This is a genomic window from Fusobacteria bacterium ZRK30, assembly GCA_024628785.1.
In the GTDB taxonomy this organism is placed as follows: Bacteria; Fusobacteriota; Fusobacteriia; order Fusobacteriales; family Fusobacteriaceae; genus Psychrilyobacter.
Map to the genome: position 1 here is coordinate 1,194,636 of CP102405.1, position 22,664 is coordinate 1,217,299.

Here is a 22,664-nt window from a genome sequence, read left to right on the forward strand (position 1 = left end):
TTAAATTTTTTATTTGTTGAGAAAAATCGACTTAAAAAATATTTTAGGAGAAATACACTGCACTGAGAGCATAGTAGATAGCCAGCAGGCTGGAAAAAACAGCACTAGAAAAAAACCTGAATTTAATAGGGATAAGGTTTTGTATGATGAAATTACCCAAAATACTTATAGGGAGAGCTCCTATATAACTTTTAAAACCGATATTTAAAATAAACCATCCAATTTTTTCAAGGGAGAAAAGCCGGATGAAAAAAATATGTCTGGCTATCCATATGGGATTGAAATAACAGAGTGCTAGGACAGTTTTTATGATTTTTTTATGTTTAAAAGGGGTAACTTTTTTATCGATCCAAATAAAATAATTTGGGATTTCAAAGGCATAGATGGTGCCACCTAATAACATCATACCTAATATTCTTAAAGGGGAAAGGTCACCTCTTATAAGGGTTGCGATGGTATCCCCGATGGAGTAGATAAGGACCCCTCTTAAGATGTTGTTTTTAGTGTATATTAACTTCATAAGTTACCTCCCAGAGACAGAATAAATGATTAAAAAATATTTTTAATAAAGATTAAATTTAGACGTTTTTATACTATAATTTACCGGTAATATTAAAAAATCCTTTTAAATAGTATAGGGTGTATAAATAAAGCTTAACCTCTAATAATTTTCTAAGAAAAAGTATTGACACCACCAATATCTTGTAGTATTATTAAATTAACAAGAGACCTTACCTATTAGCGACTATCTTGATGTTTTGGGCCTAATGTCGTCGCCGGGGTTGGCGCTGTATATGATAGATCAGAAAAATCACGAGGGTATAACGAGCCCCTACGGATACTGTATATTATATATATCTGACTACCACTTTTTGAACCAGGCGACCAAAACTATACAGAGGGCTGTAGGTCAGGGCTTGTTTAAAGACTTCTATGAGGTCTTTTTTTTATATCTATCAAGTTATGAATTATTTGTAAAAGTTAAAAAATATCATATTACTCCTAATTGGACGAAACGTAACGTTTCTTTTTTATATCTATTAAATTGAGCCTTATTTTGATAATATATAGATATAAAATTATTTGAGGTGAAATAATGGAAATACTTATTATAACGGGAATGAGTGGTGCAGGTAAATCAACAGCACTTAATTATTTTGAAGATCGAGGGTATATGACCATAGATAATATGCCTTGTTTTTTTATAGATGGGTTTAAGCTGTCTGTATATAGAGAAAGGATAAAGAATGTCGCCATAGGGGTCGATATCAGGTCTTTTGAAAGGACAGATGAATTTTTAGAGTTGTTAGAGAGTTTAAAGGGAGAGGGAGTTTCTTATAAGATCCTTTATTTAGATGCTAAAGATGAGGTGATATTAAATAGGTATAACCTAACTAGAAGATCTCACCCTTTGAAAAAGTCGAATTCTATTGTTGAAAATATCTATTTAGAGAGAAAGATGCTGTCTGAAATAAGAGAGTTGGCTGATATAATAATAGATACCAGTGATTTTACACCTAAAAAAATGATTGAAAATTTAAAAGCCAGATTAGAATATAAAAAAATAAGGGATCTGGTACTGACTATAACTACATTTGGATTTAAATATGGAGCCCCTATAGACCTGGATATGATGTTTGATACAAGATCACTGCAAAATCCATACTACATAGATGAACTGAGGCCTAAAAATGGAAATGATAAAGTTGTCCAGGAATATGTGATGAATGGAAGCGGGAGTGAAGAATATCTGAAGAGGATAGAGGAGATGCTGGAATTTTTATTGCCCCATTTTATAAAAGAAGGGAAAACTCATCTGACTGTTGGAATTGGATGCAGTGGAGGAAAACATAGGTCGGTGACTATAGCCAGTAAACTTTATGAATATTTTAATAAAAAGGAAAATATTAAGGTGTTATTAAATCATAGGGAGCAGGAGAGATGGAGTCTTTAATAGATAGATATGAAATTCCAGATCTTCCTGGAGTTTATTTGATGAAAGGAAAAAAAGAGGTAATATATGTAGGGAAGGCTAAAAATTTAAAAAAAAGAGTTTCCTCATATTTTAAAAAGGTTTATATAGATAAAAAAACAATGGAATTGGTAGATCACATAAAGGATCTGGAATTTATAGTGTGCAAAAGTGAATTAGATGCACTTATTTTGGAAAATAATTTAATAAAAAAATATATGCCGAAATATAATATCCTCCTAAAGGATCAAAAGACCTATCCCTATATCAAGATATCTTTAGAGAAGTTTCCTAAGATCTCTATCATTAGAAGGAATAAAGATCTGAATATTAAAAATGGAGATTATTTCGGCCCCTATCCCAATGGGAGCGGATTTTTACTAAAGACTCTTATAAAGATATTTAAAATAAGGGACTGTAATAGAGATATGAAAAAAACATATCCTAAACCCTGCTTGAAGTATTATATGGATCGATGTATGGGTCCCTGTGTCTACAAGGAGATAGAGGAAAGATATAAAGAGAGTGTTGAAAATGCCAAATATTTTTTAAAGGGCAGGGGAGATAAGCTGTTAAAACAGCTGAAAGAAGATATGGATAGATTCAGCAGGTCTATGGAGTTTGAAAAAGCCATCCAGTATAGGGAACAGATTAAAGCCATTGAAAATTCATTGAAAACACAGGTGACGGAAGTTTTAAAAAATATAGACGAAGATGTATTTGTATGCAAACAGGATGGAGATATATTGTTTTTGACTATATTAAAGATCAGAGACGGGAAGATCCTGGGAGTTAACAATTTAAGAGTTGATATACCCATAGAAGATGATATTTTGGTGGAGAGTTTTCTGAGGTATTATTCCAATGAAAAAATGCCTAAGAATATAATTTTAGACAGTTTATTTTCAGAAAAAAAAGAGATATTAGAGGGATGGGGAAAAAATTTCCTCCATATAAACTTAAAACTATATTTTCCTGTGGTTAAAAGCAGGCGAAAAAAACTCTTAGAGATGGCATATCTCAATTTAGAGGAAGAGATTAAAAAATATCATAATCAAAAAAGTGTATTGGAGGAGGGAATGAAAGTCCTCTATAAAACTTTAAATTTAAATAAATTTCCTCGAAAAATAGAGTGTTTTGATATATCTAATATCTCTGGAAAAGATGCTGTAGGAGCCATGAGTGTAGCAGTTGAAGGAAAACTGGCAAAGAAGCATTATAGAAAATTTAAGATAAAAACCAAAGACACTCCTGATGACTATCATATGATGAGAGAAGTGATTCAAAGGAGGTATTCTAAGTTAGCTGAAATAGATCTCCCAGATCTAATCCTGATAGATGGAGGGTTGGGACAGTTAAATGCAGTGGAAGGAGTTTTTTTTAAGTTAGAAAAAGATGATTTAGTGGATATAATTAGTATAGCCAAGAGGGAAGAGGAAGTGTTTAAGGCCGGGGAAACCAGCTCCTATATCTTTCCTAAGAATTCAGAAGCTCTAAAGATATTGCAGAGGCTGAGAGATGAGGCTCATAGGTTTGGAATAACCTACCATAGAAATTTACGAAAAAAAAGGGTAATATCTAGTGAATTAGATGAGGTAGAAGGGATAGGTCCAAAAAGAAAAAAGGACCTCCTAAAAAGGTTTAAATCAGTGAAGAGGATAAAGGCAGCAACTTTAGAAGAGTTATTAGAAATTGTACCAGAGAAAATAGCGTGGCAGATAAAAAAGGTTTTGAATTAATTTTATCTGTTATAAGTTTCATTAAAGGTAATGAGGGGGAGAGAGATGAAAAAAGTATTAGTTGTAGATGATGAGTTAAGTATTAGATTGCTACTGAGAGAGATAATTGAAGATCTGGATATGGAGGTTTTTGAAGCAGAGACTGCTGTAGTGGGTTTACAGATGATGAAGGAGGAAAATTTTGATCTTATCATCATGGATATTCAGATGCCTCAGATGAATGGATTGGACGCCATGAGAAAATTAAGGGAGGTAACAGATGCTCCGGTATTTATTTTGACTGCCTTCAGTCATTTAGAGGGTGTGGTGGAAAACTTAGGAGTGGAGATCCAAGGTTTTATAGAAAAACCATTTGATATAGATGAATTAGCCCAGAAGATAAAAAAACAAGTAGAGGGTACCAGTAATTAATAAAAAAATAATTACCGGGTTATAGGTCTCGAATAAGAGGTTTTGAAAAAAGTTTCAAAAATTAAGAAAAGAAAGGAGAAAAATATTGTATAAATATATATTGCTTTTAGTATTAGCCCTAAGCACTACTGCCTGTACAGGAGTGTCCAAGGTAAAGGAAAGGTATCACAGGGCACCATTTGAAAAGGAAATAAAAAAAGGAGATTATGAGCTGACTCTCTATAATATTAATTATCCCTCAAAGTATGAGGAAAAAATAAAATTTTATAATGACTTTGATATTCTTATGAGGAAATTATTGGTCTATGATTCAACGATAAATGTTATGTACTCTGAGAAATTTAAAGATGATATTATCCATCTGAAAAACAGCTATATCCTCCCGGAAGAGGTGGCTTTTTCAAAGTCTGCATCGGAACTATCCCAGGTAGACAGAGATAATATAGATAAAAAGGTGACAATAAAATTAGATGAAAAAGTTGGGAGAACCCAGTACTATCTGAATAAACAGGTTTATTTTTGGAAAAAAATAATGGCCAGTGACGAGAAATTCAACAGTGGGAGAAACTATACAGAATTAGATAAGGAAAAAGTTATTTTACAGATGGAAGATAAGAGAAGAAAATTATTTAAAATAGTAGAACAGGTAGAACTAAACCTGATTCTAAAGGTAGAGGAGCCTTATTCTGACAATAAAAGTGAATATTGGCAGGAAAAAGATGTTTATATAGACAGAAATACGGATTTAACACCTAAAGTCTTTAGGGAACAGGGATATCTATACTTAAATGATGTGCAGGAAAGAGATGTAAAAAAAATAATGGGAAATCAATTGAAATTTGATTCGAAAATTGTAGTAGTAGAAAATAAACTATACAATGGTTATACAGTTTCAGAGGGAAGCTATATCTTTTTTTACGGTGGGAAATACAGGGTTAGTTACTATGATGGCTATAATTTAAAGATAAAAGAAAAAGATGTATCTTTGAAAGATTTATTGACTATAGATGAAGAGTTTTTGATAGATGATTTTTTAAACCCAAAATCTTATAAAGAGAGGCAGGAAAAATAATGGAATATGTTTTAATTGTTTTTATAGTAGGAGTATTATCATTGATCCTGCTGAAAAAAAATGAAAGAAAAAATATAGATGAGATGCATACACTTATAGAAAAAATAGGTAAGAGGGAAGACTATTCAGAGATAATGGAAGAGCTCAAGGAATCCTATGAAGAAACGGTAAAAACCATAAGGTTTCAAGAGGCACAGTTGAATAACTCAGTTAAGGAGTTAAAAGAATTTAAAGATGAGCTTAATGTTACCTATGATTCTCTTTTAAAAAAATCGGCTCAGTTGGAATATTCCAACGAGGAATTGGAAAAAAAAGTAGCGAATTTATCCAATATAAATGCAGTAGCAAGGACCGTTCTGTCAACCTTGGAATTAGATAAGATTATAGGAGTTATCCTGGATGCTTATTTTGTTTTGACAGGGGTAAAGAAAATAGCAATATACCTGTGGAAAGATGGAGAACTAGAGTTGAAGCAGACAAAAGGGAAGTTTATAAACACAGGAAATGTAAATTTTTCAATGGAAGAGTTGGCTAAATACACTAGAAGTGACTATAAAAATATATATACCCAGATATCTAAATCCATAGAAGCTACAGAGGACGAAAGTATAGTTATTTCTGATCTGGTGGTAAAAGGGAAGGAACTGGGAGTAATCTATATCGTTGAAGATAGAGATAAGTTGAGTTATAGTGATGAGGCGACAATTTCAGCTCTGGCTATCCAGGTAGCCATTGCCATAAATAATGCTTTGATATATTCAGAATTAATAATAAAGGAACGTCTGGATAATGAACTGGAAGTTGCTTCAAATATTCAGAAAAAATTATTACCTCAGTCATTGGGAGATATAAATGGTGTCGAGATAGCACAGTACTTTAATCCGGCTAAGGAAGTGGGAGGAGATTACTATGACTATTCCCTTTCAGGAGAGAACAAACTTTGGATAACGATAGGAGATGTAAGCGGTAAAGGAGTTCCGGCTGCGTTTTTAATGGCTTTAATAAGATCTGTATTGAAAACGTTGGAATATAAAGACTCATATCCTCTTGAAGTTTTAACCGATCTAAATGATATAATTTACCCGGACATAAGTGAAGACATGTTTGTGACTATCTTTCACAGTCAATATGATTTTTTAACTAAGACACTTTATTACTCCAATGCAGGACATAATCCCCTTATCTTGTATAAAGCTAGAACAGGAGAAGTTTTAGAAGAAAATATTAAAGGGGTAGCAGTAGGATTTTTAGAATCTTATGAGTATAAAATGGGTAAGATAAAATTAGAGAAGGGAGATGTCCTTCTATACTATACTGATGGATTGACAGAGGCTGAAAATCCGAGAAAAGAACTTTATGGAATTGAAAGGCTGAAGGAAGTTATTAGCAAAAATTATGACCTGAATGCCGAAGGGATAAAGGTTGAACTTTTAGATTCCCTCAATGAATTTGTGGAAGAAAAGGAACAGATAGATGATATGACATTTGTTATTTTAAAAATTGAATTATAAAAAGGACTCATGTCCTTTTTATTTTTGTTTTTAAACAGTATCATTTGTTTAGAAAAGGTGCTAAATTTTGATTAGTGTGCACTTATAAGCTTAGATCTTAGTTAATTAGGTGGAATAGCTTTGACTTGCTCTTTAAATTTTAGTATAATATAAAAACTGTTTATAGGAGGTTATTAGGTGGAAATTAACTGGATTGACTGGTTTGGTTACTTAGCTTCATTAGTAATTCTTGTATCTTTAACGATGAGTTCAATTATTAAACTTAGATGGATTAACTTTGTGGGATGTATATTATTTGCAACATTTGGATTTTTAATCAATTCGTTGCCGACAGCGCTCATGAATGTTGGGATAGCAGTTATAAATTTATATTTCTTATATAATATTTATAACACCAAGGAGGAGTTTCAACTAGTAGAAGCAGAAGCTGATTCTAAATACTTTAATTATTTTTTAAAGGTGAATATGCAGGAGATAGAAAAACAAATATCTAAAGAGGAACTAAAAGCTCAAAATAAAGGTTTATACATGTTGAGAAATAACAATATAGCTGGAATTTTATTGGGAGAAAAGAGTGCAGATGGTGTATTTTTTATAAAGGTAGACTATGTAACTCCCCGATATAGAGATTATAAACTAGGTAAATACTTCTTTGATGAACACACAGAGTATTTTAAAAATAATGGAATTGATAAATTAATGACAGAAGGTATGGAGGATTCCCATAGACAGTATCTGAAGAAAATTGGGTTTAAGGAAACAACAAAAGATCTATATATTAAAAAAATTTAAATGGAGGTAAAATTCATGTATAGTAAAGTAGTTGAAACAACAAGCTTTTTAAAAGAAACAACAAAATATAGACCAAGAGTAGCTATAGTATTAGGTTCAGGATTAGGAAACTTAGTGGACTTTATAGATGATAAGATGGAGATTGATTATAGTGATATTCCAAATTTTCCTGTATCAACTGTAGCAGGTCATGACGGTAAATTAGTATTTGGAAAAATTGCAGGAGTAGAAGTAGTAGCGATGAAAGGAAGGTTTCATTTCTATGAAGGTTACGACATGAAAGAAGTAACTTATCCTATGTATGTTATGAAGCAGTTTGGAATTGAAAAATTAATAGTTAGTAATGCTGCTGGTGGAAGTAACAAAAGTTATGATCCGGGAACATTGATGTTAATAAACGATCATATAAATGCATTTGGAACTAATCCGCTTATCGGTAAAAACGATGACAGATTTGGACCGAGATTTCCAGATATGACAGAAGCTTATAAGATATACCTTAGAGATTTGGCTAAGGAAGTTGCAGATAATTTAGGTATAGCTTATAAAGAAGGTGTATATTTAGGAACTACAGGACCTACATATGAAACTGGAGCAGAAGTAAGAGCATTTTCTGGTATGGGTGCAGACGCTATAGGGATGTCTACAGTACCAGAGGTAACAGTAGCAAACTATTTAGGAATAGATGTACTGGGAATATCTTGTATCACAAATATGGCTACAGGAATAGCAAAAAAAGCACATTCTCATGAAGATGTAGTGGATGTAGCGAAAAAAGCTGGAGAAAATTTCTGTAACTGGATAGTAAATATAGTAAAAAAAATAGGATAAAAAAATATAAAGGGTTCTAGGAGGATCAGAGTGACAAACTATATTTTAGAAATGAAAAATATGAGAAAAACTTTTTTAGGTGGGAAAGTCGTAGCAAATGATGATATCACTTTAAACATAGTCAAAGGGGAAAAACATGCTATTGTAGGAGAAAATGGTGCCGGTAAATCTACATTGATGAAAATACTAAACGGATTATACACTCCTACATCGGGAACTATATCTTTAAATGGAAATGTTGTGGATATAAAAGGTCCTGGAGAAGCGGCTAAATTAGGGATAGGAATGGTATATCAGCATTTCATGTTGGTGCCTACCCTGACAGTTGCAGAAAATATGATCTTAGGTGTTGAGCCTACCAAGGGAATGAACCTTGATATTAACAAGGCTCGTGAAGATGTAAGAAAAGTATCTGAAAAATATGGTTTAGCCATAGACCCAGATGCTATAATATCAGATCTTTCAGTTGGAATCCAGCAGAGGGTAGAGATATTAAAGATATTATTCAAGGGTGCTGATCTACTTATATTTGATGAGCCTACAGCAGTATTAATTCCTCAGGAAGTAAAGGAACTATATAAGATAATGGATAACCTTATTGAAGAGGGAAAGACTATTATATTTATCTCTCATAAACTTCAGGAAGTATTGGATATTTCAGATAATATCACAGTAATCAGAAGGGGAAAAGATGTGGCGAATTTTGAGACTAAAGATGCCACAAAGCAAAAAATTGCAAATGCCATGGTTGGTAGACCGGTATTATTTACTACTGAAAAACCAGAGGTTACTATTGGTGAGAAGATAGTTGAGATCAAAGATTTAGAGGTAAAAAATAATAAAGGGTTACCGGCAGTAAAAAAAGTTTCTCTTGATATAAGAGCAGGAGAGGTATTAGGTATTGCAGGTGTAGAAGGATCCGGGCAATCGGAACTTGTAGAAGCTATTACAGGATTAAGAAAGGTAGAATCTGGAACGTTTACTCTGAATAGCGAGGATCTGGTAGGAAAGACTCCTAGACATATTACATTAGCCGGACTAGCTCATGTCCCAGAAGACAGACATGCAAGAGCAGCAGTATCAGAATTTTCAGTGAGAGATACATTTGCTTTTGGGGTACACAGAGAAAAGTTTACAAAGAACAGAATTTTATTAGATGTAGATAAATTAGAAAAAGAAGCAGAATTCTTTATGGAAGCTCATGATATAAGACCTAGAGGAATAAAAACAGCCTTTGGAAAATTATCAGGTGGAAACCAGCAAAAGATAATTGTAGCCAGAGAATTAGAGAAAAAACATGATTTCATCATAGCTTCTCAGCCTACAAGAGGTGTAGATATTGGAGCTATTGAAGCTATCCATAAGCTGATCTTGGAAGAAAAGAAAACTGGAAAGGCAGTGATGGTAGTGTCAGCAGAACTATCTGAAATCTTAAACTTAAGTGACAGAATAGCAGTTATGTGTGGTGGAGAGATTACAGGAATTCTAGGCAGAGAAGATGCTACAGAAGAAAAGATCGGAATCTTAATGGCTGGAGGGAAGTTATAATGAATAGAAAATTACAAGGATTATTAGTTCCTATCTTAGCGGTATTTATTGCACTACTTTTAGGGGCAGGAATAATCGCTTATTTAGGAGAAAATCCATTAACAGCATATTACTATCTGTTTACAGGGGCTTTTGATGGTCAGAGAGCAGTTGCCAGAACACTGTTAGAAGCAACACCTATGATATTTACCGGATTATCTGTAATGGTAGCTTTTAAAGCTGGATTATTTAATATCGGAGCTCAAGGTCAAGTTGTAATGGGTGGATTAGCAGCAGCAGCAGTTGGAGCTTTTGTACACAATATCGGAATAAATAATGTATTTGTAGTATTGATCATAGCAGCAGCAGCAGGTTTTGCCTGGTCAGGAATTGCAGGATGGTTAAAGGCCAAGTTAGGAGTACATGAAGTAATATCTACTATCATGTTAAACTATATAGCCTTAAACTTTGAGCAATATGGATTAAACTATCCATTAAAAGCTGGTGGACCTAATGGACCGAGTCCTCAAACTCCTCCAGTATTTGAAAGCAGCAGATTAGCTATGTTGATGCCTGATACAAAGGTGGCACTTAACGTAGGATTTATCATAGCAGTAATAGCTGTGATAATTATCTGGTTTATGTTTGAAAAAACTATCACTGGATATGAAATCAAAGCCGTTGGACTTAATCCTACAGCTTCTGAAAATGCAGGAATAAATGTAAAATGGAGAATATTATTTGCCATGGGATTAGCAGGATCGTTATCTGGTTTAGCAGGTGCCGAAAGAATCCTTGGTGGGGTAGGACAATATACCTACAGACAGGGAATCATGGGAAGTTATGGTTTTGACGGTATCGCAGTAGCACTGCTGGGTAAGAACACTCCAGTAGGAGCACTATTTGCAGCTATACTGTTTGCAGCACTGAGAACCGGTGGTAGATCTATGCAGTTTAATACATCTATCCCGAGTCAAATCATAATAATTATTCAGGCTATCATAATATTACTGATTGCAGCAGAGAACATGTTCCATGCAATATTAGATAAAAAAAAGAAGGTGAGTAACTAATGTCTATCTTTATAAGTTTAATCTTAGCTACAATCAGACAAGCAGCTCCTATATTAATTACGGCAATTGGTGGAATGTTCTCTGAACTTACAGGTGTTGTAAATATAGGACTAGAAGGTATGATGTTGATGGGTGCATTCTCAGCAGCAGTAGTTTCATACTATACAGGAAATCCATATGTTGGAATACTTGGTGGAATGATGGCTGGTGGAATCATGGCATTACTTCATGCAATCCTTAGTATTAAATATAAGGGAAATCAAGTAGTATCAGGGGTAGCGATCAATCTATTCGCTTCTGGATTTACAGTATTTATGTTAAGAGTATTATTCAATCAATCTGGAAATACTCCTACAGTACCTAAAACAGCTACATTCTTTGGAATGTCTATAATAGTATTTATAATCTATGCAATTGCCTTTGCATCTCACTGGTTTATCTATAAAACAGTATGGGGTCTTAGGATGAGAGCTGTTGGAGAACATCCATTAGCAGCAGATACAGTAGGTATCAACGTATTAAAAGTAAGATATTTTGGTGTAATCATGTCAGGGCTGTTAGCTGGTCTTGGAGGAGCTTACCTATCTATCGGTGCATTATCACAGTTTACTAAAGAGATGTCGGCAGGTAGAGGATTTATAGCCTTAGCAGCCTTAGTATTTGGTAAATGGACACCAGGTGGAGTATTAGGAGCAAGTTTACTGTTTGGTTTTGCAGATGCAGGACAGACTTTAATTCAGCAATATGTAACTGGGGTACCACCTCAATTTATTCAAATGTTACCATACATCCTTACACTATTAGCCTTAGCAGGAGTAGTAGGGAAGGCAGTGGCACCAGCTAGTTCTGGAAAGCCATATGATAAGAGTGACGACTAGAAACCCTCTTCCTTTTTATGGTTTCTCCCTGTGAGGGAGAAACCGAGGCAGGAGATGAGAGTTAAAATAAAAAAAGCAGTAAATCTAATTAGATTTACTGCTTTTTTTAATGGCAATAAATAAGTTTTTTTGTGGTATACTAAGAGAAAATGATTATAAAGGAGGCCATTCATGCCATATGAAGGAGCAATATACCGACCACCTAGTGAGAGCAACAGCCTGATTTTACAAGTTACTGTGGGATGTTCCCACAATAGATGTACTTTTTGTTCCATGTATAAGGATAAATCATTTCGAATGAAAACTAAGGAAGAGATATTTGAGGATATTGATAGTTATACCAATGATTTTTATACCAAAGCTTTCCTGGCTGATGGAGATGCAATGTTACTACAAACCGATCTGCTCATTGAAATAATCAGACGGATTAGAATAAAGATGCCGAAGATTAAAAGGGTTGGGATCTATGCCCACGCCAATAATTTAAAGACTAAATCTGTAGAAGAATTGAAATTACTTCACTCTGAGGGATTGAACATAGTCTATGTTGGGATAGAAAGCGGCAGTGATAAAATTCTGGAAAAAATAAACAAGGGGATCACTTCCAGTGAGATGGAAAAACAATTGGTAAAAGTCTCAGAGAGCGGGATAAAACTTTCTATAATGATCATCTCGGGATTAGGAGGCAAAGAATTAACCTATGAACATGCCATAGAATCAGCTAAACTCCTCAGCAAAGTTAAGCCTAAATTTCTCTCCCTCCTGACTCTGATGCTGGAGGAGGGAACTCAGTTTTATAACGATGTAAAGAGTAATAAAATAGAGTTGTTGAACCCCGAGGAGATCTTATTGGAGACCAAATTAATGATAGAAAATTTGGAGTTAAAAAATACTATATTTCGGGTAAATCATGCTTCTAACTACCTGAGTTTGGAGGGAGTGCTGAATAGGGACAGGGAACGGATTTTAGAAGAGATAAATACAGCTGTAAGAGATAAAGATTACATACCTGAATATTTTAGGAGATTGTAATTTTTAAATTTAATTTAAAAATTTAGATAAAAAAAGTTGACAAAATCATAAAATTAAATTATTATTAAGCATAAGTGAACCAAAATGAAATAAATTGTTTAAAAATTTTATATATAATATAAAAAAGTAAGATATCTTAGAATATACGATATTAAGTTATTCGAGTCAGATTTACTTCCTCAAGGGAGTAGTCTGACTTTTTTTTTGAAAAATAAGGGGGATAAATTGAAGAAAAAAAATGTATATGTATCGGGGTACGGAAAAGCACATGAAAAATCAGCTATAACAAAAATATATGGAATTTTTGCTCTGGGGATGATAGTAGATCCTAATACAGATGAGATCTTAGAAGTGGAAGGATCTTTAGTTTTGGATATAACTAAAAATTTTTTAAAGTGTCTGTTTGTAGGAGAGAAAATCACAGATGAAAAAAAAATAATTGAAAAGATTAATGATCTATATTTTGGAGCCTCAAAAAAAGCATTTATTATAGCTTATAAGGATGCATTGAGAAGGTATAAGGAGAAAATTAAATATAATATTTAAAGTGATTTTATCTATGGATTTTCTAGATGTGGAATGAAAATTTTTATAAAGCTATTACTATAATGGAGGTAGAAATAATGCATAAGATCGGCATATTTGATTCAGGGGTAGGAGGATTAACAGTTCTTAAAGAGATTCAAAATATAGTTCCTTTAAGTCATATAGTTTACTATGGAGACAATGGAAATGCTCCCTATGGGGATAAAACAGAATTAGAGATAAAGGAACTTTGCTTAAAAATAGGGGAGTTTCTATATGAAAATGAAGTTGATGTCATAGTGATAGCCTGTAATACAGCTACTGCAGCATCGATAAAGGCAATGAAAAACAAATTTCCCATCCCTGTCATAGGTGTAATAGAACCTGGAATAAGAGCAGCATTAGAAGTTACGCAAAATAAAAATATAGGTGTAATATTAACTCCTGCAAGTGCCAAAATGGGGGCATATAAAAATGTATTTGACTTAGTAGCTCCTAGTGATCATTCTCTGACTGAAAAAGGATGTAAACTTATCTGTCCAATGGTAGAAAATGGATGGGAGGATCACTATGGTAATTATCTAACCGATGAAATAATCAAGCTCTATATAGAACAAATTTCCTCTGAAATAGATACCCTTATCTTGGGCTGTACCCATTATCCTATTGTCGAAAAGAATATAGCTAAATATTTTAAAAAAAATATAGTGAATCCAGCCAATGAAACTGCAAATGAACTGTTGAAAAAACTTTCGATGATTAAACCAAAAGATGAAAATAATACCTGTCCAAAGGTTGAATTTATAGTCAGTGGAGACAGCGAGAAATTCATTGATTTTGCTGGGAAATTCTTGGGAGAAAAGATAGAAAATATATATGAATTAGACCTGCACAAGAAATATAAAGAATTATTTTATAACGCAGTATAAAAACTTTTGTTTTACCGAAGTCTTACTGTAAAAGATATGAAGCTCTCAGGATAAATATTCTGAGAGCTTTTTAACCATATTTAATTTACTTTATACTCCTAAAAAAATACCACTTATTTTGCTTATTTATTCTACTATATCCTTCTATGAAGGGGTAATTTATGGAATTATTAAGTGTAAAATAAAGGAAAATAAATATAACCTCAGTAATTTATATCAATGGAAAAAATAAATTTCTAAAAAAAATTATCTCAAGTAAAAATAAAAAAATAGGGGGCAGATATGAAAAAAATAGGAATTATATTGACTGTGTTGACACTAATATTAAGTGGATGTAATAATAACCAGACTAAAGGGGAAGAAGAAACAGGGAAGGTAGAAAAAATAACATTAAACCAATTGGAAAACAGGGAAGATATTCTCTATAAAGTAGGAGAAGAAGTGCCATATACAGGATTAGTAATTGGAAACTCTAGTAAAGGGGTTAATTTAACAGAGAGAAGTTATAAAGATGGGAAATTAAATGGAGAATATATAACTTATTATGAAAATGGAGAGATGAAAGAAAAAGTAAACTATAAGAATGATGAAGTAGATGGTGAAAAGGTAACTTATTATGAAAATGGAAATAGAAAAAGTGTATCTAATTATCTTGAAGGGGTATTAGAGGGTCAAAATATCAGATTTTATGATAATAAACAAGAGAGCGAAATAGAAAATTATAAAAATAATAAGTTGAGCGGTGAAAAGGTGACTTATTATAGGGGAGGAGAAATAAAGGAAAAAAGTAATTATGCAGGAGATAAGTTAGAGGGAGAATATTTGTTATTCTATACAAATGGTCAAATTAAATTAAAAGTAAATTATAAAAGTGGTGAGGTTGATGGGGATTATATAACCTACTATAAAGATGGTCAGATCAATAATAAAAAAACATATTTAAATAGAAATCTCAATGGGGAAGCTTCGGAGTATTATAAAGATGGAAATCTGAGAGTCAAAAAAAATTATAGTAACGGAAAGCTGGATGGAGAATATATAACTTATTATGAAAATGGTCAAATAAAAGATCAAAGTAACTATGTAGATGGAGAATATGATGGGAAAGATATCTCCTACTATATGACAGGGCAGATAAAAAAAGAAGCAAACTATGTAGAGGGTAAATTAAATGGAAAATATACTCGATATTATGAAAATGGAAAGAGAAAATATACTTATAACTACAAAATGGGGATACGAGAGGGAAATAAGGGAAAAGAATCTGCAGAAGATATAAAAAAATAATAATTTATTTTAAAGGAGGTGAAAATCTCCTTTTTTTTATTTCTAAATATGATAAAATTAAAAGAAAAATTAGAATTCAGGAGAGAGAATGAATATAGAATTAGAGAAAAAAAAGATATTGCCACTACTTATAAAATTTTCCATACCATCAACTGTAGCGGTTCTGATAAATATGATATACAACATTACCGACAGATATTTTATAGGTCAGAATGTAGGAAGGGACGGGATAGGAGCCTTAGCTATTATATTCCCTATAACTATATTGATAGGTGGAATTGGGATGTTTTTTGCCATTGGAGGAGCTTCAGAAGCAGGGATAAAATTAGGAGAAAGGGATAAGGATGGAGCCGAAAAGGTCTTAGGGACTACCATATTTTGGATAATCATGATCGGTCTCGGACTAACAGCTTTAATTCTTCTGAATTTAACTTCGATTTTAGAAATTTTAGGAGCCAGTAAAAATAATATAGGTTATGCCTATACCTACTATGCTTATATAATTCCAACACTTGTACTTCAATTGGTGTTTATGTCCCTCAATGCTTTCATCAGAACAGAGGGAAATCCCATGTTGTCTATGAAGATTAATTTGCTTGGAGCAGCTTTAAATACTTTTTTGGACTATATCTTAATTGTAAGATTTGGAATGGGGATAAAGGGAGCAGCCATAGGAACAGCTGCCGCCGGTGTAGTTCCTGCAGTAATACAGTTATATCACTTTTTCAGGTCGGACATAATAACTTTAAAATTAAAAAATATAAGACCTAATTTAGAAGTGATGACGGGGATTGCAAAGATAGGGATAGGGTCATTTTTAAACCAACTCCTAAATGGAATTTCAGTATATATTATGAATATCAAGTTAAACTATTATGGGGGAGATCTGGCTATAGCAGCAGTTGGAATAGTATCTACTTCCAGAAATTTTATAAATACAAGTTTTATAGGATTTAACCAGGGGAGACAGCCCATACTATCTTATAACTATGGAGCAAAAAAATTTGACAGGGTGAAGGAAACTTTCATATTATCCACAAAGATCACATTTACAGTGGCCTTAACCCTTGTTTTTATAGTTGTAGGAAATTCAGATACAGTAGCTAGATTTTTTGTGAACGATGAAAAACTTATAGAATTTACAGGTCATGCAATAAGATTGAATCTATTTATGATGGTATCTACAGCTCTCTACCTGTCAGGTACAAATTATTTCCAGGCAGTGGGAAAGGGGAAAAAAACTACTCAGTTATTGACCATAAGGTTAGCGGTACTGACTATACCTCTTATATATATATTACCTGTATTTTGGGGGTTAAATGGTGTTTGGCTTGCATTTCCAATTTCAGATACAATAGCTGCAGTAGTTGCTATGTATTTTATGAGGAAAGAATTTAAGGAAATGAAGAGTAATCCTTCGGTTGAATCGATTTCACTTTAGGATAAAAATTATTTTTAAATAATTATTGATATTATGAGAATTTTGTTTTACCTTGTATTTTTACTAAAAAGTAGTTATAATTATAGATATAAAAATATTAGTTTTTTAAAAATGATTCTTAAAGATAAGAGGATGGTCTGCAATGAAAAAAAAAATTACAACAGATGAAATATATAATATTTTAAAAGATAGAATTATTCAAATTAAATACGAACCTGGAATAGTTTTAAATGAGGTTGACATTGGAAATGAATTTGAAATAAGCAGAACCCCTATAAGAGAGATATTCCAAAGGTTAAACAGTAATAAATTACTTAAAATTATACCAAGGTATGGGGCCCAGGTTTCACATATTGATTTTAAATATATGAAATCAATATTTGAAATAACCAGAGAATTTGACAGCCTTGCCACAAAGCTATGTGTAGATAAAATTTCAGAAGAAGAAATTTCTAAATTAGGAGAAATATATAATAACCTTCTTCAGTATAATATTGAGGAAGATTATCAAAAAGCTATCTCAGAGGATGAAAAATTTCATAAGATAATTTTACATAATTGTGGGAACACATGTCTGGAAGAGATACTTTCAAATTTACATATTCACACTGAACGATTGTGGCACTATTCTGAAGATCATATAGACTCAATGGAAATTTTCACCGAAACATTGGGGAAGATCTTAGATGCCATAAAGGAAAAAGATAAAGAAAAAGCAGAAAAATATGCCCGTGAGCATATAGATGTTTTTGTTGAAAAAATCAAAAAAGAGATGCTTTAAATAAAAATTAATAAAAAAAATCCGAGAATTGTTTCTCGGATTTTTTTTATTATCCTGGGAATTATAAAAAGGTTTAATACATTAAACCTTATAAATACTATGGTTGAAGCCAATATAGGTATTGATTTTATTGACTTTAATTTTGTGAAAAAAAAATCAAAAAAAATTTGGAGAATATAAATTTGTATAGTATACTCCTGTTATAAGAAAGAAATACAACAAGTATACAACAGATAAAAAGAAAGTATTTTAAAAAGAGGGGTGATTCTTTGGGATGCTTAATAGTAAGTAATAATCCAATGGTTAAAGAAAAATTTGATAATGTTTATTTTATTGAAGGCACATCAAGGGAGTTATTGGAAAAGGTAAGAGATTTGGTTCATAGTGGGAGTGAGTTATTGACTCATCCACTGGGAGCCAGCTTGAGAATGATGTTTTCACCATGTTTTTCTGTAGTAGTTAGGGAAAAACAAGGGAGTTTAAATTGTTTTCACGCAGAAATCATTGAATCAAGTATTGAAAAATATAATCAGCATATGGGGGTGAGAGAAGAGGATATTAAAAATTCTAAAGATTATGCAATCGTTGACTATAAGCTTTTAGAATCTGCACTTGGGGAAATTAAATAATAATGCAATGTCTTTTTAAAAAATTTGGAGGTGTCATTTTGAAGTTAGAACATAGAAAAATTAATATTAAGGATATACAGTTTGGGGAAAAAACAGAAGTAGTGAATGGAGTGTTATTTGTAAACAAGGAAGAAGTAGTAGCTGAGTTAAAAACAAATAATAAAATTAAAGAAATAAAAATTGATATAGCAAGACCGGGAGAAAAAGTAAGAATTATTCCTGTAAAAGATGCTATTGAACCAAGGGTAAAAATTGAAGGGGACGGAGATCAATTTCCAGGTGTATTAGCAAAAGTTACCCAGGCAGGAGAGGGAAAAGTCAATATATTAAATGGTGTTGCAGTAGTAACAATAGGAGATATTGTAGGATTCCAGGAAGGTGTAATTGATATGTGGGGGGAAGGTGCCAAATGGACTCCATTTTCTAAAACATTAAACTTAGTAGTAGAAATTATTCCTATCGACGGTTTAGAACCTCATGTTCATGAAGACGTTGTCAGAATGGCAGGATTAAAAGCCGCTGCATTTATTGGAGAAGCAGGAAGAGAGATAGAGCCAGATGAGGTTGAAGTTTATGAAACTGGAAGTATGGCAGAAGAGATAGCAAAATATCCTGACTTACCAAAAGTTTTATATGTAGAGATGCTAATATCTCAAGGATTATTACATGACGGTTATATATATGGGGTAAACAGTCAGCAGATATTGCCGACATTATTACACCCAAATGAAGAGTTGGATGGAGCGGTAATCAGTGGAAACTGTGTAGCAGCCTGCGATAAAATAACAACTTACCAGCATCAAAATAACCCGGTTATGAAAGATTTATATGCAAAACACGGAAAGGAATTAAACTTTTTAGGAGTAATCTTAACTCCAGAATTAACAACTTTAGACGGAAAACTTAGAACATGTGATTACACAGCTAAATTATGTAAGATGGTAGGAGCAGACGGGGTTATTGTATCGGAAGAAGGGTATGGAAATCCAGATACAGACCTATTAATGATCTGTAAAAGATTGGAAGATTCAGGAATAAAAACAGTTTTAATTACTGATGAATGTGCTGGAAGAGACGGAATGTCACAATCACTTGCAGATACAGCAAAAGAAGCAGTTGCGGTAGTTTCAGGAGGAAATGTAAGTCACCTGGTTACTCTACCACCTGCAGACGTAATTTTAGGAAATATGGAAGCCATATCTACATTAGCAGGAGGATGGGAAGGTTCACTTCTAGAAGATGGAAGTTTTCAATGTGAGTTAAACGCAATAATAGGAGCAACATCAGAGATTGGATATCATAATTGTACATCTAAATTATATTAATAACTATGACTGGAGGGGAATATATAATGGAAAAAAAGTTTAAAGTAGTATATTATTTGAATCAGTTTTTTGGTCAAATAGGTGGAGAAGATAAAGCAGGAATGAAGCCTCAATTTATAGAGGGAAATGTAGGACCGGCAACGGCTTTTGATGCTCTATTAAAAGGAGAGGGAGAGGTAGTTGGAACTGTAATTTGTGGAGATAACTATTTCAATGAAAAAAAAGAAGATGCTATGGGAGAGATTAGCAAAATGATAAAAGACGCTAAACCGGACATAGTTGTAACGGGGCCAGCTTTCAATGCAGGAAGATATGGGATGGCATGTGGAGAAGTTGCCAAATATGTGATAGATGAACTGAAAATTCCAGCAATAACAGGAATGTATATTGAAAACCCGGCAGTTGAACTTTGCAAAGCTAAAGTTATAGTTGCTGAAACAGGAGCTTCAGCTGGAAGTATGCGTAAAGCTTTAAGTTCAATGGCAGCAATTGTGAAAAAAATAGTAGCTGGAGAAGAGTTAGGATTACCTAAAGAAGATGGGTATATTCCTCAAGGGAAGAGAAAAACAATCTTTGTGGAGAAAAGAGGATCTGAAAGAGCTGTAGATATGCTTTTAGACAGATTAAATGGAAGAGAATTTACAACAGAACTTCCAATGCCTGTGTTTGATACAGTAGATCCGGCAGATGCGATTAAAGATATAACTAAGGCGACTATTGCTTTAATTACAACTGGTGGAATGGTGCCAAAAGGTAACCCAGACAGGATTCAATCAGCCAGTGCCCAAATATGGGGAAGATATGATATAAATGAATTTGATAGTCTTAAGGAAGCAGGATTTATTACTATTCATGGAGGATTTGACCCTGTGTATGCAAATGAAGATCCAGATAGAGTAGCACCTCTTGCAATGTTAAAAAAACTTGAAGCTGAAGGTCAAATAGGAAAGGTAGAGAAATATTTCTATACGACTACAGGAACAGGAACATCTGTAGGGAATGCCGTTAAGTTTGGAAAAGAGATGGGTGAGTTACTCAAAGCAGACGGTGTGGATGGAGTAATCATGACTTCTACCTGAGGAACTTGTACTCGTTGCGGTGCAACGATCTTGAAAGAAATAGAAAGATTTGGAATAGCGGTAGTTCATATGTCTACAATTACCACTATATCTAAATCAGTAGGTGCAAATAGAATTGTTCCGACTATTGCAATACCACATCCGGTAGGAAACCCAAAACTTTCTTCTAAGGAAGAGGGAGAATTAAAATATAGTCTTGTAAAAAGAGCCGTAGATGCTTTAGCTACAGAGGTTTCTGGTATAACAGAATTTGAATAAATAATTGATTATTTTTTCTTGAGCCCGTGGTAAAGGGCTTGAGAAAAAATATTTTTTTCTCTACTTAAAAATGCCCTACTTAGGAAGACTACACAATTATCGATTATTCCCTTTTAAAATCAGTCTTTCAGAGATTAGGGGTAATAAAGTGTCTTTAAAAAAAAGGAGGTTTGGATGGTAAACGAAAAAATCAATAAAAAAACTGTCATGATGTTTGGTGGAGCTATAATTGCTTTTCTGATAGGTTCAGGATTTGCGACCGGACAAGAGATCTTACAGTATTTTGCCGGTTATGGTTACTTAGGATTAGCGGGTTCTGCTGTTATTTTTATGCTCTTAGTATATGTCTGCTCTAGTTTTTTAGAGGTTGGGCACAGGGAGAAATTTGAAAAAGGTAACGACATCTATAAATACTATTGTGGAGAAAAATTAGGGTTCTTCTTTGATTATTTTTCAACAATATTTTGTTTTATGTCTTTTGTAGTCATGGTAGCAGGTGCATCTGCTACCATGACTCAGCATTATGGGACACCGGCGATAGTTGGTGGACTTTTAATAGTTTCTTTGTCTTTAATCACAGTCCTTAGAGGATTGTCTAGGATAGTTGAAATCGTTGGAAGAGTCGGGCCTATTATAGTTGCTATCGCAATTTGTGTAGGTCTTGTAGCTATCGTCAAGAACTATGCAAACCTAGATCCCAAAACAGTGTCCTTGTCCATAGAATCTTTGAAATCTTCTGAAAAACTGGTGAAGGCATCATCATCATGGTATTTAGCTGCTTTTTCATATGTTGGTTTCTGTATGCTTTGGTTAGCCGGATTCCTGGCTTCTTTAGGAGCCAAAGCTCAAAGTTCTTTAGAGGCTAAATCTGGAGGGATCCTTGGAGGAGCTCTTTTCTCCCTGGCAGTAGTGGTTATCACCTTGGGGCTACTGTCGTCTATCAATACGACAGCCGGTACACAAATTCCAATGCTTTACTTAGCGAACAATATTCATCCACTGTTTTCCAGCATATTTGCTCTAATAATCTTAGCAGGAATTTTCTCCACAGCAGTTCCTTTACTTTGGAGTGTCTCAGCGAGATTTACTGTAGAGGGCACAAAGTCCTTTAAGGTTCTTACATGTTCACTAGCTACTTTAGGTTTCTTTGTTGGAATATGGCTTCCTTTTGATAAACTTGTGAATGTTGTTTATGTTATAAATGGGTATCTTGGTGGTATCCTGTTGGTGATAATGTGTTACAAGAGTATTAGTAGAAGGTTAAAGAAGAAAAGTGTAACCCTTGTCAAGGACACTGAAAAAAGAGTGGGACAATAATTTATGCAACTAAAAGATGATTTCTGTATTCTACAGAAGTCGTCTTTTTTTAGTCCCATTGACACCTATAGTTATAATAATTCATGTATCTTGAGTTTTTTTCTAGCTTCATCTAATGTTTTTAATTGTTTTAGATTCATTTTATCTTTCATATGTCCAAAGAATGATTCTATTGGAGCATTTTTTTATACACTATTTATTTGGAAATTAAAAAAATATCAAGATGAAACAAATATCGGAGCAATTAAATTAAAG

General features: G+C 33.2%; 21 protein-coding genes and 1 pseudogene. 20 read left to right on the forward strand and 2 right to left on the reverse strand.

Going from position 1 to position 22,664, the window contains the following annotated elements:
* Positions 1-43: 43 nt before the first annotated feature.
* Positions 44-520 (reverse strand): hypothetical protein, encoded by a 477-nt coding sequence (locus NRK67_10810; GenBank protein UUV17779.1) that lies wholly within the window; start codon positions 518-520, stop codon positions 44-46.
* 576 nt (positions 521-1,096) lie between these two features.
* Between NRK67_10810 and rapZ the strand changes: the two genes are divergently transcribed.
* From rapZ to NRK67_10910, 20 genes are all read left to right on the forward strand, one after another.
* Positions 1,097-1,954: an RNase adapter RapZ gene (rapZ, locus tag NRK67_10815; GenBank protein ID UUV17780.1), complete on the forward strand. Its 858-nt coding sequence runs from the start codon at positions 1,097-1,099 to the stop codon at positions 1,952-1,954.
* Complete coding sequence (uvrC, locus tag NRK67_10820) at positions 1,942-3,711, forward strand: excinuclease ABC subunit UvrC (GenBank protein UUV17781.1); 1,770 nt, start codon at positions 1,942-1,944, stop codon at positions 3,709-3,711. Before rapZ ends, uvrC begins: the two co-directional genes overlap by 13 nt.
* Positions 3,712-3,756: 45 nt before the next feature.
* The gene (locus NRK67_10825; protein ID UUV17782.1) at positions 3,757-4,122 is read left to right on the forward strand and encodes a response regulator; all 366 of its coding nucleotides are present in this window, start codon (positions 3,757-3,759) and stop codon (positions 4,120-4,122) included.
* 85 nt (positions 4,123-4,207) lie between these two features.
* Positions 4,208-5,194, forward strand: a complete 987-nt coding sequence (locus NRK67_10830) for a hypothetical protein (GenBank protein ID UUV17783.1) — start codon at positions 4,208-4,210, stop codon at positions 5,192-5,194.
* Positions 5,194-6,705, forward strand: coding sequence for a SpoIIE family protein phosphatase (locus tag NRK67_10835; protein ID UUV17784.1), 1,512 nt, complete (start codon positions 5,194-5,196; stop codon positions 6,703-6,705). Before NRK67_10830 ends, NRK67_10835 begins: the two co-directional genes overlap by 1 nt.
* A 177-nt stretch (positions 6,706-6,882) precedes the next feature.
* A complete protein-coding gene (locus NRK67_10840; GenBank protein UUV17785.1) occupies positions 6,883-7,497 on the forward strand; it encodes a hypothetical protein in 615 nt (204 codons plus the stop codon).
* A gap of 15 nt (positions 7,498-7,512) precedes the next feature.
* Positions 7,513-8,328, forward strand: coding sequence for a purine-nucleoside phosphorylase (locus NRK67_10845; GenBank protein UUV17786.1), 816 nt, complete (start codon positions 7,513-7,515; stop codon positions 8,326-8,328).
* A 30-nt stretch (positions 8,329-8,358) separates the two neighbouring features.
* Entirely contained in the window at positions 8,359-9,876 is a 1,518-nt protein-coding gene (locus tag NRK67_10850) for an ABC transporter ATP-binding protein (GenBank protein ID UUV17787.1), read from the forward strand.
* Positions 9,876-10,928 (forward strand): ABC transporter permease, encoded by a 1,053-nt coding sequence (locus NRK67_10855; GenBank protein UUV17788.1) that lies wholly within the window; start codon positions 9,876-9,878, stop codon positions 10,926-10,928. Before NRK67_10850 ends, NRK67_10855 begins: the two co-directional genes overlap by 1 nt.
* The gene (locus NRK67_10860) at positions 10,928-11,806 is read left to right on the forward strand and encodes an ABC transporter permease (GenBank protein ID UUV17789.1); all 879 of its coding nucleotides are present in this window, start codon (positions 10,928-10,930) and stop codon (positions 11,804-11,806) included. Before NRK67_10855 ends, NRK67_10860 begins: the two co-directional genes overlap by 1 nt.
* A gap of 171 nt (positions 11,807-11,977) precedes the next feature.
* Positions 11,978-12,838, forward strand: coding sequence for a B12-binding domain-containing radical SAM protein (locus NRK67_10865; protein UUV17790.1), 861 nt, complete (start codon positions 11,978-11,980; stop codon positions 12,836-12,838).
* 225 nt (positions 12,839-13,063) lie between these two features.
* On the forward strand, positions 13,064-13,384 hold the full coding sequence (locus tag NRK67_10870) for a DUF3870 domain-containing protein (GenBank protein ID UUV17791.1): 321 nt from the start codon (positions 13,064-13,066) through the stop codon (positions 13,382-13,384).
* 77 nt (positions 13,385-13,461) lie between these two features.
* On the forward strand, positions 13,462-14,292 hold the full coding sequence (gene murI, locus NRK67_10875; GenBank protein ID UUV17792.1) for a glutamate racemase: 831 nt from the start codon (positions 13,462-13,464) through the stop codon (positions 14,290-14,292).
* A gap of 282 nt (positions 14,293-14,574) precedes the next feature.
* Positions 14,575-15,579, forward strand: coding sequence for a toxin-antitoxin system YwqK family antitoxin (locus tag NRK67_10880; protein UUV17793.1), 1,005 nt, complete (start codon positions 14,575-14,577; stop codon positions 15,577-15,579).
* An 88-nt stretch (positions 15,580-15,667) separates the two neighbouring features.
* Positions 15,668-17,020 (forward strand): MATE family efflux transporter, encoded by a 1,353-nt coding sequence (locus NRK67_10885; GenBank protein ID UUV17794.1) that lies wholly within the window; start codon positions 15,668-15,670, stop codon positions 17,018-17,020.
* Positions 17,021-17,162: 142 nt separating this feature from the next.
* On the forward strand, positions 17,163-17,801 hold the full coding sequence (locus tag NRK67_10890) for a GntR family transcriptional regulator (protein UUV17795.1): 639 nt from the start codon (positions 17,163-17,165) through the stop codon (positions 17,799-17,801).
* A gap of 269 nt (positions 17,802-18,070) precedes the next feature.
* Positions 18,071-18,430: a GrdX family protein gene (locus tag NRK67_10895; GenBank protein ID UUV17796.1), complete on the forward strand. Its 360-nt coding sequence runs from the start codon at positions 18,071-18,073 to the stop codon at positions 18,428-18,430.
* 38 nt (positions 18,431-18,468) lie between these two features.
* On the forward strand, positions 18,469-19,755 hold the full coding sequence (locus NRK67_10900) for a glycine/sarcosine/betaine reductase component B subunit (GenBank protein ID UUV17797.1): 1,287 nt from the start codon (positions 18,469-18,471) through the stop codon (positions 19,753-19,755).
* A gap of 26 nt (positions 19,756-19,781) precedes the next feature.
* Complete coding sequence (locus NRK67_10905) at positions 19,782-21,092, forward strand: glycine/betaine/sarcosine/D-proline family reductase selenoprotein B (protein UUV17798.1); 1,311 nt, start codon at positions 19,782-19,784, stop codon at positions 21,090-21,092.
* Between the two features lie 174 nt (positions 21,093-21,266).
* The gene (locus NRK67_10910; GenBank protein UUV17799.1) at positions 21,267-22,409 is read left to right on the forward strand and encodes a hypothetical protein; all 1,143 of its coding nucleotides are present in this window, start codon (positions 21,267-21,269) and stop codon (positions 22,407-22,409) included.
* A 49-nt stretch (positions 22,410-22,458) separates the two neighbouring features.
* Here the strand turns inward: NRK67_10910 and NRK67_10915 are convergent.
* Positions 22,459-22,591: pseudogene (locus tag NRK67_10915) on the reverse strand (IS3 family transposase).
* Positions 22,592-22,664: the final 73 nt, after the last annotated feature.

What these genes read in the sequence shown, in the direction of transcription:
- NRK67_10910 (UUV17799.1), top strand. Translation starts at nt 21,267, where the DNA reads ATGGTAAACGAAAAAATCAATAAAAAAACTGTCATGATGTTTGGTGGA.
- murI (UUV17792.1), top strand. Translation starts at nt 13,462, where the DNA reads ATGCATAAGATCGGCATATTTGATTCAGGGGTAGGAGGATTAACAGTT.
- NRK67_10860 (UUV17789.1), top strand. Translation starts at nt 10,928, where the DNA reads ATGTCTATCTTTATAAGTTTAATCTTAGCTACAATCAGACAAGCAGCT.
- NRK67_10880 (UUV17793.1), top strand. Translation starts at nt 14,575, where the DNA reads ATGAAAAAAATAGGAATTATATTGACTGTGTTGACACTAATATTAAGT.
- NRK67_10845 (UUV17786.1), top strand. Translation starts at nt 7,513, where the DNA reads ATGTATAGTAAAGTAGTTGAAACAACAAGCTTTTTAAAAGAAACAACA.
- NRK67_10885 (UUV17794.1), top strand. Translation starts at nt 15,668, where the DNA reads ATGAATATAGAATTAGAGAAAAAAAAGATATTGCCACTACTTATAAAA.
- NRK67_10865 (UUV17790.1), top strand. Translation starts at nt 11,978, where the DNA reads ATGCCATATGAAGGAGCAATATACCGACCACCTAGTGAGAGCAACAGC.
- NRK67_10890 (UUV17795.1), top strand. Translation starts at nt 17,163, where the DNA reads ATGAAAAAAAAAATTACAACAGATGAAATATATAATATTTTAAAAGAT.
- NRK67_10835 (UUV17784.1), top strand. Translation starts at nt 5,194, where the DNA reads ATGGAATATGTTTTAATTGTTTTTATAGTAGGAGTATTATCATTGATC.
- NRK67_10855 (UUV17788.1), top strand. Translation starts at nt 9,876, where the DNA reads ATGAATAGAAAATTACAAGGATTATTAGTTCCTATCTTAGCGGTATTT.
- NRK67_10825 (UUV17782.1), top strand. Translation starts at nt 3,757, where the DNA reads ATGAAAAAAGTATTAGTTGTAGATGATGAGTTAAGTATTAGATTGCTA.
- uvrC (UUV17781.1), top strand. Translation starts at nt 1,942, where the DNA reads ATGGAGTCTTTAATAGATAGATATGAAATTCCAGATCTTCCTGGAGTT.
- NRK67_10810 (UUV17779.1), bottom strand. Translation starts at nt 520, where the DNA reads ATGAAGTTAATATACACTAAAAACAACATCTTAAGAGGGGTCCTTATC.
- rapZ (UUV17780.1), top strand. Translation starts at nt 1,097, where the DNA reads ATGGAAATACTTATTATAACGGGAATGAGTGGTGCAGGTAAATCAACA.